This is a genomic window from Bacillus pumilus (assembly GCF_024498355.1).
Classification (GTDB): Bacteria; Bacillota; Bacilli; order Bacillales; family Bacillaceae; genus Bacillus; species Bacillus pumilus_P.
The window spans coordinates 3,085,591-3,097,408 of sequence record NZ_CP101833.1 but is presented as its reverse complement, the minus strand read 5'-3'; the positions used below and the strand labels follow the sequence as shown (position 1 = coordinate 3,097,408).

The following is an 11,818-nucleotide window of genomic DNA, read 5'->3' as shown; positions in this document are numbered from 1 at the left end:
TTATAACATATGGCAATACAGAACCCTTATGCCGCCTATCAGAAAAATTCTATTGAGACCGCAACACCTGCCGAGTTGACGCTTATGCTTTATGAAGGATGCTTAAAGTTTATCAGACTAGCAAAGCATGCCATTCAAAAAGAGGATGCAGAAACGAGAAATGTGAACCTGAAAAAGGCTCAAAACATTATCCAAGAATTAAATGTCACCTTAAATCGTACGTATGATGTATCAAAGAGTATGGCAAGTATGTATGACTACATCTATCGGAGACTTATTGAAGCCAATCTTCAAAATGACGAAGAGATGTTGAATGAAGTAGAGCAATACGTAACTGATTTCCGAGATGCTTGGAAGGAAGTTATTCAAACGGATCGAAAAGGGCGTCACCACTCTATTGGGGGATCTCTATGAGTATTGTAGACCAGCTGCATGACCAAACATTAAAAATGGCAGCAGAAATAGAGGCAAATCCGCAAAGTGAAACGTTGGTTGAAGACTTTGACGCCTTTTTAATTGAGAGAGACGAATTAATGAGAGATATACAGCATGAGCTGACCGATCAAGAAAAAGAGAAGATCAAAGAAATCATTCAAACGGATCAGCAGATGGCGAAGCAATTAACGGTGATCCAAAAAGGGATAAAAGCAGATATTCAAGCGATTCAAAGAAAGAAAACGAAACAGTTGAATTATCAAAACCCATACCAGCCTTTGACGAGTGACGGCGTATACTACGATAAACGGAAATAAATAGGTGAGACCTGTGGCGTATCGTTCAGATGACTATATTTTATTAACCACATATTATGAACTTCTATATACGATAGAAGAGAGTCTAAGATATTTAGATGAAATTGAGAAGGATTTTGCTAAAACGGAGGGGGATCGGATCTTTAATGATCTGATCCATGCCTTCTTTCATTTAGAGACAACGCATCCCCTTCTGCTTTCAATTATTGAAAATGAGCACTTTGCCAAAACGATTCGTTCGTTTGATCAAATATTTTTAAGTTTCGATATACTAGCTTTCTATACATTCCCTTCAATACACTTCCAATCATTCCTGACATCATATTTTATACCTGAATATAGAAAGTGGATGGATGAAATACATGCCTGTATGAGGCCGTATGTCATTCATTAATTTTTGTTCAATTCAGACCATTCGGAGGAAATTATGAGACTAAAAAATCAATTCTTATTTGGGCTTATTGTCATATGTGTGCTGTTTGTCAGTATTTTAGGGTTTTCAAGCTTCATCTATTACAAAACAGATCAATCCTATAAGGCGCTTCTAAGCAAAGAAGTGAAGCTTTATCAGACATCACTTGAATTAGAAGCACTTCTGCAAAAGCAGGAAGCGCAGATCAAGACATATGTGGTCGTGCAAGACGCTGAGAATTTACAGAAGATTGAGCAAACATATGAAGATATTAATAAGAAAACAAATGAAGCTTCAAAACTTAGTGCTGTTAAACAAGCAAAAAATCTGTTAGAGCAAATTTCTGAACAAAATTACCTTTACTACACCTCAACCAATCGATTATTTAATTCACTGAATATGCAAAATCAAAAGGAATTCAACACCCGCCTCAATCAAGAATTACAGCCTATCGAACAAGAAATACATACCTTTACAAAAGAATTCGCACAAACACAATTGAAACAACGAGATCAAAAAATCAATCAGCTCAATCAAGACAGTAACCAATTATTGCTCACACTCATTCTTGTCAGTGCAGCAATTGTGCTCGCCTTTTTGGTGATTGGGATCAGATTCGTTCAGCGAATGACAAAACCGATTGTCTCTGTGACAAATGCCGCAAAAAGAATGGCCGATGGTGATCTCACAATTGAAGAGATTGAAGTCACCTCTAAAAATGAGATTGGCCAGCTCGGTACAGCCTTTAACCAAATGACGACTCATTTGCGTGAGCTCATTTTACAGGTGCAAAACGGATCAAAGCAATTAGCTGATTCTGCCGCTCAATTTGAAGAAACCATCAGCCAAACCATATCGGCTAGTGAGCAGACGTCTAGCTCGATTGAACAGGTCAGTGAAGCTTCACGTGAACAATCAGATGCGGTCGGAAAAGTCGCTTCCGCCATTCAAGAAGTCTCGACTGGCATGCAAAATGCGGCTGAACACACATCCGATGTTTCGGGTCACTCAATTTCAGTGACTGAAAAGGCTGAAGAGGGTGCAGCCCTCATTCAACAGTTTGTGAAACAAATGAGCTCTATTAAGGAGTCTGTGAATGACCACCATTCCACAATGGCCAAGGTACAAGCACAGTTTACAGGCATTCAAGATCTGTTAGGGCATATCCACGCCATTGCCGACCAGACAAACTTGCTTGCTTTAAACGCAGCAATTGAAGCGGCAAGAGCAGGAGAACATGGAAGGGGCTTTGCAGTTGTAGCAGATGAAGTGAGGAAGCTGGCAGAGGAATCTAGTCAGCTGACCGATCAAATTAGTCAATTACTCGCGAACGTGAACAAAGATACTGAAAGGTCATCACAATCGATGACGAAGGTTGAACGAGATGTAGCAGAAGGTGTGAAAGTATCGCAATTGTCTGAACAGAGCTTCCATGAAATCCTGGCATCCATTCGTGATATCTCGATGAAAGCAGAGGAGCTTTCAGCCACTGCAGAGCAAATTTCAGCTAGTACAGAGGAAATTTCTCAAACGGTTGGTGTCATTGAAGAAGGAGGCAAACGGAACTCCGAAGAGACGGAATATATGTCGGCAGCTGTTGAAGAATCACTAGCGGCGAACGAAGAAATGAAAGCATCTGCGGAGGATTTGAAGTCCTTGTCTCAATCGCTGAAAACATCTATTTCATCTTTCAACATTTAAAAGCGCGCTGGTCTTTTTCAAGAATCAACCGAATATATATTCATCACCTATCAAGCAATAGTTGAAGCACCGCATAATTCGACAAATTTCAATAAATATTCACATTTTTTTTACGTTTGAGCAGGAGAAAAGGAGGGAAAAGTAGAAATAGATTTACATATCCTTAATTTTAAAGGAGGCGTTCTTTACATGAATTACAATGTCAGAGGAGAAAACATCGAAGTAACACCTGCACTAAGAGATCATGTCGAGAAAAAAATTGGAAAGCTGGAGCGTTATTTTGAGTCAGATGTAGATGCTTCAGTCAACGTAAACTTGAAATTTTACAACGATCAAGAATCTAAAGTTGAGGTTACCATTCCAATGACTGATCTAGCACTTCGAGCTGAGGTGCATAATGAGGATATGTACAATGCAGTAGACCTAGCAGCCAGTAAACTAGAACGTCAAATTCGAAAACACAAAACAAAAGTAAACCGTAAATTCCGCGAGCAAGGTGCGAAAAAGCACTTATTTGCTGGAGGAAACGGCACTGCCGATGTAGCGGTTCAAGATGACGAGGAAGTTGATGAAACAGAAATCGTCAGACAAAAACGTTTCAACTTAAAACCGATGGATAGTGAAGAGGCCATTCTCCAAATGAACATGTTAGGTCATAGTTTCTTCGTCTTCACAAATGCTGAGACAAATTTGACCAATGTGGTCTATCGCCGAAATGACGGTAAATACGGACTCATTGAGCCAAACGCTTAATCATCAGCTTCTGCTGATCTAAAAACAACCTAAAAAAAGTAAACCCGTTCCCTTGATCAGGGGCGGGTTTTTTGTGCGAAATCATTGCAAATTCTTTGGAAATGAAGGAAGGTATGGTATGATAAATGCAGGTAAATATGGACCTGTCAAACTTTTGGACATGCCGAAAAATTGCATGAAATAGAGGAGCGTTATTATATGCTTGGAATCTTAAACAAAGTGTTTGATCCTACGAAACGTACGATCAGCCGATATGAAAAAAAGGCAAATGAAATTGAAGCTCTCGCTCAAGATTTTGAGAAATTATCTGACGAGGCTTTACGAAATAAAACGATCGAATTGAAAGAAAAACTGGAAAAAGGACAATCAGTGGATGACCTGTTGGTTGAAGCATTTGCAACGGTTCGCGAGGCATCACGCCGCGTGACAGGAATGTTCCCATTTAAGGTGCAGCTCATGGGGGGGATCGCGCTCCATGAAGGCAACATCTCTGAGATGAAAACAGGTGAAGGTAAAACGTTGACATCAACGATGCCTGTTTATTTAAATGCTCTTTCTGGTAAAGGCGTCCACATTGTGACAGTCAACGAATATTTGGCAAGCCGTGATGCGGAGGAAATGGGCAAGATTTTTGAATTTCTTGGATTAACGGTTGGCTTAAACTTAAACAGTTTAGACAAAGATGAAAAAAGAGAAGCGTATGCCGCTGATATCACGTATTCAACAAACAATGAACTTGGCTTTGACTATTTACGAGATAACATGGTGCTTTACAAAGAACAAATGGTTCAAAGACCACTTCATTATGCCGTCATCGATGAGGTTGACTCCATCTTAATTGATGAAGCGAGAACACCTCTTATTATTTCGGGACAAGCAGCGAAATCGACGAAACTTTACGTACAAGCAAATGCTTTTGTACGTACATTAAAAATAGAAGACGATTTCACGTATGATATTAAGACAAAAAGTGTACAGCTGACAGAAAGCGGAATGACGAAAGCGGAAAAAGCATTCGGCATCGAGAACCTGTTTGATGTCAAACATGTCGCGCTTAACCATCACATCGCTCAGGGCCTGAAGGCACATGTTGCGATGCAAAAAGACGTTGATTATGTCGTGGAAGATGGCCAAGTCGTCATTGTTGACTCCTTCACAGGACGTTTGATGAAAGGACGCCGCTATAGTGAAGGTCTGCATCAAGCCATCGAGGCAAAAGAAGGTCTTGAAGTGCAGAATGAAAGCATGACACTTGCAACGATTACGTTCCAGAACTACTTCCGTATGTATGAAAAGTTATCTGGTATGACAGGTACAGCGAAAACGGAAGAAGAGGAATTCCGTAACATTTACAACATGCAGGTTGTGACAATCCCGACCAATAAACCAGTGGTTCGTGATGACAGACCTGATTTAATTTACCGCACAATGGAGGGTAAATTTAAAGCAGTGGCTGAGGATGTTGCCCAGCGTTATATGACAGGGCAGCCAGTTCTTGTTGGAACGGTTGCTGTTGAGACATCTGAGCTCATTTCTAAACTGCTCAAAAATAAAGGCATTCCTCATCAAGTGTTAAACGCGAAAAATCATGAACGTGAAGCACAAATTATTGAGGAAGCTGGTCAAAAAGGTGCCGTCACGATTGCGACAAACATGGCGGGTCGTGGTACAGACATCAAGCTTGGTGAAGGTGTGAAAGAACTGGGCGGTCTGGCTGTTGTTGGGACAGAGCGTCATGAATCACGCCGTATTGATAACCAGCTTCGTGGACGTTCTGGTCGTCAAGGAGACCCAGGGATTACACAATTTTATTTATCCATGGAAGATGAATTGATGCGCCGATTCGGTGCAGAGCGGACGATGGCGATGCTTGATCGCTTTGGCATGGATGACTCGACACCAATACAAAGTAAAATGGTATCTAAAGCCGTTGAATCTTCTCAAAAACGTGTTGAGGGGAACAACTTTGATTCCCGTAAGCAGCTTCTACAATATGATGATGTGCTGCGTCAACAGCGTGAAGTGATCTACAAACAGCGCTTTGAAGTGATCGATTCTGATAACTTGAAATCGATTGTCATCAATATGATTCAATCCTCTATTGAGCGGGCTGTTGGATCCTATACACCGAAAGAAGAGCTTCCAGAAGAGTGGAAACTAGATGGTCTTGTTGAATTAATCAACACGAACTATTTAGATGAAGGAGCCATTACGGTCAAAGATATCTTCGGTAAAGAAGCAGATGAAATCACGTCCTTCATCATGAATCGTATTAAAGAGAAATACGATGCAAAAGAAGAAACATTTGGCGATGAACAAATGCGTGAATTTGAAAAAGTCATCGTCCTTCGTGCGGTAGATTCGAAGTGGATGGATCACATTGATGCAATGGATCAGCTGCGTCAAGGCATTCATTTACGTGCGTATGCACAAACGAATCCGCTTCGTGAATACCAAATGGAAGGATTTGCGATGTTTGAGCATATGGTGGCTTCAATTGAAGATGATGTAGCCAAATATGTCCTAAAATCAGAAATCCAAAACAACCTAGAACGTGAAGAAGTTGTTCAAGGGCAAACAACGGCTCATCAGCCTCAAGAGGGTGATGAGGAGAAAACAGTGAAGAAGAAGCCGGTACGTAAAGTTGTGGACATTGGGCGTAATTCACCATGTCACTGCGGAAGCGGCAAGAAATATAAAAATTGTCATGGGAAGACAGAATAAGTAATGGGAAGAGGTGAAAACCTCTTTCTATTCATGTCAGCCCCCATACATCTATGAGGTGAAGGATATGGAATTAGTAGAAATTAGACAAGAGCTTGAAAATATGGCTAGCAGGCTAGCTGATTTTAGGGGGTCTCTTTGACCTAGAAACAAAGGAAGCCAAAATCGCAGAACTTGAAGCGACGATGTCAAAGGCTGATTTTTGGAATGATCAGCAAAAGGCGCAAGGTGTCATTAATGAAGCCAATGCACTGAAGGATTATGTCAATACATATCATGAGCTCAGTGAGTCACATGAAGAGCTGCAAATGACGCATGACTTATTAAAGGAAGATTATGACGAGGAGCTTCATGTAGAGCTTGAAAAAGAGCTGAAGAACTTAACGAAGCAGTTTAATGAATTTGAGCTGCAGCTTCTTTTAAGCGAACCATACGACAAAAACAATGCCATTCTTGAGCTTCACCCAGGTGCAGGCGGTACTGAATCACAGGACTGGGGTTCTATGCTCCTGAGAATGTACACTCGCTGGGCGGAGCGCAGAGGCTTTAAGGTAGAAACACTTGATTATCTTCCTGGCGATGAAGCTGGAATTAAGTCTGTGACATTGCTGGTCAAAGGGCATAATGCCTACGGTTACTTAAAAGCTGAAAAAGGTGTCCATCGTTTGGTGCGTATTTCTCCTTTTGATTCATCTGGCCGTAGACATACATCCTTCGTTTCCTGTGATGTCATGCCAGAATTCAATGAAGAAATAGATATTGATATTCGTACAGAGGACATTAAGGTTGATACGTATCGTGCAAGCGGTGCAGGTGGCCAGCACGTCAATACGACGGACTCTGCGGTTCGTATCACACACATTCCAACAAATGTCGTGGTGACATGCCAAACAGAAAGATCACAAATCAAAAACAGAGAACGTGCAATGAAAATGCTGAAATCGAAACTCTATCAAAAGCGAATCGAAGAACAGCAGGCAGAATTGGATGAAATCAGAGGAGAACAGAAAGAAATTGGCTGGGGCAGCCAAATTCGCTCTTATGTATTCCACCCATATTCTCTTGTGAAAGACCATCGAACCAATACGGAGATGGGAAATGTTCAAGCGGTCATGGATGGAGATTTAGATTCATTTATCGATGCTTATTTACGTTCGAAATTATCATAAAAACTCGGCTTCTTGCTGGGTTTTTTTAATTGTGAGAAAATATAATGAATATAAAGGAATACATACGCCATACTGACTCTATATCCTTTGTATGATGAAATTAGCAAATAAAGGGGGAAATACTTTGGGATTAAAACCATTACAAGAGACGTGGGATTTAGATGCCTTTTTTAAAGGAGGCAGTTCTTCACCAGAATTTATGACATACTTGCAGCACATTCAGCAGCTGCTAGATGAATTACGCCAAAAGGTGGATGCCTTTTCAAAAGAAGATACACACATTGAAAGCAGGTTAACATCTGTCCTTGACACGTATGAAACCACATATAAAAAACTGTCTCAAGCAGGTTCATTTGTATCTTGTCTACAATCTCAAAATACAAAGGATATGAAGGCAGGCAGTCTTCGAGGGAAGATTGCCAAGCTGGAAGCCGAACTAGGAACCATTCTTGCGCTGCTTGATCAAGCGCTTGCTGCAATTCCTTCGAACAAGTGGGAAGAACTGATGAATGCAGAAGCCTTCTCAGATGTTCGCTACATATTAAATGAACGCAGAGAGCGTGTGAAGGATCAACTTCCTGTTGAACAAGAAACGTTGATTCAAAAATTAGCCGTAGATGGATATCACGCATGGGATGAGCTTTATTCTAGCTTAGTGAATAAGATTTCCATTCCATTTGAGCAAAATGGTGAAACGCAAATGATTTCTGTCGGCCAAGCGGAAAATGCGATGGATGATTCAGATCGTGAAGTCAGAAAGGCTGTTTATCATAACCTAGAGCATGCATGGACGCAGGATGAACATTTATTTGCAAGCACGCTCAATCATCTCGCTGGCTTTCGTTTGCAAGTGTATGAAGCTAGAGGCTGGGATCATATTTTAAAAGAGCCGCTTGATATTTGCCGGATGAAACAAGAAACCCTTGATGCAATGTGGTCTGTGATTGATGAACATAAGCAGCCATTCATTGATTACCTACAGCGTAAAGCTGACATGCTTGGGGTTGATAAGCTGAGCTGGTTCGATGTTGGGGCGCCTATTGGCAGTGAGACCAAAATTTATCCTTATCAAGAAGCAGCTGCTTTTATTGTGAAACATTTCGCTGGATTTGGAGAAGAGCTTGCTGCCTTTACGGAAAAAGCCTTTAATGAACGCTGGATAGAAGCTGAGGATCGTCCAAACAAACGTGTAGGCGGCTTTTGTACAAATTTCCCTGACAGCGGAGAATCGCGCATTTTTATGACCTTTTCAGGAAGTCCATCCAATGTTGCGACACTAGCGCATGAACTTGGTCATTCGTTCCATCAGGAAGTGATGCAGGATGTTCGCATTCTCAATCGTAAATATGCGATGAATGTAGCTGAAACGGCGTCGACATTCGCAGAAATGATTGTGGCTGATGCTTCATTAAAAGAGGTGGCAAATGAAGAGGAGCGTCTCAGTTTGTTAGAGGATAAGCTGCAGCGGAGTGTGGCGTTCTTCATGAACATTCAATCTCGTTTCTTATTTGAACAGCGCTTTTATGAAGAGCGTAAACATGGAGAAGTGCCGGCTGACCGGCTAAATGAGCTGATGGTAGAAGCGCAGAAGGAAGCTTTCGGGGACTCTTTAGATGAATACCATCCGCATTTCTGGGCATCTAAACTGCATTTCCATATTACAGGTGTACCATTTTATAATTTCCCTTATACATTTGGTTACATGTTCTCGCTAGGTATTTACGCAAAAGCATTGCAGGCTGGTACATCGTTTGAAGAGAAATACATCGCCTTATTAAAGGATACAGCTTCAATGACAGTAGAAGATTTAGCATATAAGCATTTAGGCGTCGACCTCACCCAAAAAGCATTTTGGGAAGAAGCTATTTCTCTGGCAGTAGCAGATGCCGAAGAGTTTTTAGAAGCGACGAAAAAATAATAAATGAAAAGCTTTCCATTACGGGAGCTTCAGATTGTTGACAAAGGGCTAAAATGAACTTTATTTTAGCCCTTTGTCTTCTTTTCAGTGTGATAGAAAACCTTTGTCGTCTAGGAAGGACGAGTACTGGAGCGAATGTGACATTCGTGAGCACCGGCACGCAGGACTGACACCGATTGCCAGGGTCTGTTTACACGCTGAGCCCTCCATTACGGGAGATTTTTTGCTGGCTTTAACCATTCAATCACCCTCTGAATGATCTCTTTTTGCTGTGCTAGGGCTGGAATATCAGCAGGCTGATCACCTTTTTGTTTGCCGTACATGCCAAATTGCGCATGATTCCCTCCTTGTATCTCATGGTACACCGTTTGAGAGGGGAGCTGTTTTTTCGACTGCTTGATTTTCTCTTGTGTCGCTAGCCCATCCTTTTCGCTTGATATAGATAGTACCTTGAAGGACGCTTGTTTCAGATCATCTGATGCTGGATAGGAAGCAAGGAAAAAGAGTCCGTCCAGCTTGCTTTGGTTTTTTTCTGCATACATAGCGGCAGCTGTCCCGCCAAGTGAATGACCGCCAATATACCAGTGTTTGATGGCTTGATGATCCTTGATGATGTCCTGTGCTTTCTTTGTATTGAAGATCGCAAAGGAAAACGGCATCTTGGGGATAAAGACAGAATAGCCTTTTTTCATTAGCGCATCCCCTATATAGGCGTAAGCAAGTGGTTCCACCTTTGCCCCGGGATAGAGAATGATGCCTGTATCGCTTTTTGAAGCCTCAAATGCATAAACCCCATTTTTATGTTCCACTTGCTCGATGTTCACTTGCTTTTTTAATCCTTCGGATGGTCCATACGTAAAGCGGCTCCATGTATAGAAGGCACCAAAAGCTAAGATCATCAGTACAAGTAATGTAATGCCAGTAATCTGCAGTATTTTCTTCATCGCATGTCCCTTCTTCTCATGTACATATTAAATATACCATCACTTTCTCTCATGCCAACCGCCGAATACGCTGATCCGGCTGTGTGATAAAGTATTAATCCATTAGCACTGCATTTGGCTGTTATTTACATTCTGTATAGGAGGGCTTAAAATAGGGGTGCATTCAGAAGTAACGGAGGAAGAAAGACATGAAGCAGGGACATCACTCTCAATTTTTGATCGAAGTGAAAAATTATCTGTTCATTTTAATAGGATCAGCCATCGTGGCGATTGGATTTAATACGTTATTATTACCGAATCAGATAGCCGCTGGGGGTGTGAGCGGAATTAGTACCATTATGCAGTCATTCGGTTTTGAAGCGGCATATGTGCAGTGGGGACTTAATATTCCGCTGTTTATCGCTGGTTTTTATTTATTAGGCGGTACATTTGGTGTGAAAACACTCGTTGGCTCTATTTTTTTACCTTTGATGGTGTTCTTAACAAGACAAATTGCTCCTGTAACACATGAAGCACTGTTAGCAGCCATTTTTGGTGGAGTGGTGATTGGAATCGGGATAGGGCTCGTGTTCCTCGGGAATGGATCAACGGGTGGAACGGCACTCGCTGCCAAAATCATTAATAAATATACAGGACTGACGCTTGGCACATGTTTAGCGATGATGGATGGCCTGATTGTCCTCGCTGCCATGACTGTTTTTGGAATCGAAGAAGGACTTTACGCTGTCATTGGTGTATTTATCTCGAGTAAAACAATTGATGTGGTACAGGCCGGCTTCAGTCATTCGAAAATGGCAATGATCATTACAGGGCATGAGGATGAGGTCAGACAAGCGGTTTTTGATCAAATTGACCGTGGTGTGACGAAGATCTCGGCAGTCGGAGGATATACCGATCATGACCGTCCGATTCTCATGTGTGTCGTTGGGCAAACACAATTCACAAAGTTGAAACAAGTCGTGAAAGCAATCGATGCATCAGCATTTGTCATCGTGATGGACGCAAAAGAGGTGCTTGGTGAGGGTTTTAAAAGGGCGTAAACAAGGATATAATAGCGTTGACCAAATGATTGTAAGGGAGGGAAATAGATGAAAAAGAGCGGATTAACACTTCTATTTGTGGCCATGTTTTTTGTACTTGCGGCTTGTGGAGGAAATTCAAGCAGCAGTGACAAAGAAGGAAGTAAGAGTACTTCTACTATGAGCAGTGGGGAGGAAGTTTATCAGCAAAACTGTATTGGCTGTCATGGGAAAGATTTATCTGGCGGCGGCGGACCAAGCCTGAAAGAAGTAGGGAAGAAATATAACGAAAGCCAAATCGCAGACATTGCACAGAACGGTAAAGGGTCTATGCCAAGCGGGATGGTAGATGAGAAGCAAGCGAAAGAAGTCGCAAAATGGCTTTCAGAGAAAAAATAAAACCTTTGTCTAATCGACAAGGTTTTA

At 41.6% G+C, this 11,818-nt stretch carries 11 protein-coding genes; 10 read left to right on the top strand and 1 reads right to left on the bottom strand.

Annotation, left to right across the window (positions count from 1 at the left end):
* The first annotated feature begins 9 nt into the window (after positions 1 to 9).
* The 8 genes from fliS (at position 10) to NPA43_RS15825 (ending at position 9,429) form a co-directional block, all read left to right on the top strand.
* On the top strand, positions 10 to 414 hold the full coding sequence (gene fliS, locus NPA43_RS15860; protein WP_099726382.1) for a flagellar export chaperone FliS: 405 nt from the start codon (positions 10 to 12) through the stop codon (positions 412 to 414).
* Positions 411 to 752: a flagella biosynthesis regulatory protein FliT gene (gene fliT, locus NPA43_RS15855; RefSeq protein WP_099726381.1), complete on the top strand. Its 342-nt coding sequence runs from the start codon at positions 411 to 413 to the stop codon at positions 750 to 752. Before fliS ends, fliT begins: the two co-directional genes overlap by 4 nt.
* 13 nt (positions 753 to 765) lie before the next feature.
* Positions 766 to 1,146 carry a DUF8042 domain-containing protein gene (locus NPA43_RS15850; protein ID WP_099726380.1) on the top strand — a complete coding sequence of 127 codons (381 nt, stop codon included), beginning with the start codon at positions 766 to 768 and terminating at the stop codon, positions 1,144 to 1,146.
* Between the two features lie 33 nt (positions 1,147 to 1,179).
* Positions 1,180 to 2,865: a methyl-accepting chemotaxis protein gene (locus tag NPA43_RS15845; RefSeq protein ID WP_249705605.1), complete on the top strand. Its 1,686-nt coding sequence runs from the start codon at positions 1,180 to 1,182 to the stop codon at positions 2,863 to 2,865.
* 189 nt (positions 2,866 to 3,054) lie between these two features.
* Positions 3,055 to 3,618, top strand: coding sequence for a ribosome hibernation-promoting factor, HPF/YfiA family (hpf, locus tag NPA43_RS15840; RefSeq protein ID WP_099726378.1), 564 nt, complete (start codon positions 3,055 to 3,057; stop codon positions 3,616 to 3,618).
* A gap of 198 nt (positions 3,619 to 3,816) precedes the next feature.
* Positions 3,817 to 6,342, top strand: a complete 2,526-nt coding sequence (secA, locus tag NPA43_RS15835) for a preprotein translocase subunit SecA (protein WP_099726377.1) — start codon at positions 3,817 to 3,819, stop codon at positions 6,340 to 6,342.
* Between the two features lie 67 nt (positions 6,343 to 6,409).
* A protein-coding gene (prfB, locus tag NPA43_RS15830) for a peptide chain release factor 2 (RefSeq protein ID WP_249705604.1) occupies positions 6,410 to 7,511 on the top strand; the annotation gives its coding sequence in 2 pieces (ribosomal slippage) (positions 6,410 to 6,481 and positions 6,483 to 7,511; 1,101 coding nt in all).
* 124 nt (positions 7,512 to 7,635) lie between these two features.
* Positions 7,636 to 9,429 carry a M3 family oligoendopeptidase gene (locus tag NPA43_RS15825; RefSeq protein ID WP_256499051.1) on the top strand — a complete coding sequence of 598 codons (1,794 nt, stop codon included), beginning with the start codon at positions 7,636 to 7,638 and terminating at the stop codon, positions 9,427 to 9,429.
* Between the two features lie 209 nt (positions 9,430 to 9,638).
* Here NPA43_RS15825 and NPA43_RS15820 read toward each other — a convergent pair whose 3' ends face one another.
* Positions 9,639 to 10,373, bottom strand: coding sequence for an alpha/beta fold hydrolase (locus NPA43_RS15820; RefSeq protein WP_256499050.1), 735 nt, complete (start codon positions 10,371 to 10,373; stop codon positions 9,639 to 9,641).
* A gap of 188 nt (positions 10,374 to 10,561) precedes the next feature.
* On the opposite strand from NPA43_RS15820, the gene NPA43_RS15815 reads away from it, so the two are divergent.
* Both NPA43_RS15815 and cccB read left to right on the top strand, forming a co-directional pair.
* The gene (locus NPA43_RS15815) at positions 10,562 to 11,413 is read left to right on the top strand and encodes a YitT family protein (protein WP_099726372.1); all 852 of its coding nucleotides are present in this window, start codon (positions 10,562 to 10,564) and stop codon (positions 11,411 to 11,413) included.
* A 48-nt stretch (positions 11,414 to 11,461) separates the two neighbouring features.
* On the top strand, positions 11,462 to 11,791 hold the full coding sequence (cccB, locus tag NPA43_RS15810) for a cytochrome c551 (RefSeq protein ID WP_099726371.1): 330 nt from the start codon (positions 11,462 to 11,464) through the stop codon (positions 11,789 to 11,791).
* Positions 11,792 to 11,818: the final 27 nt, after the last annotated feature.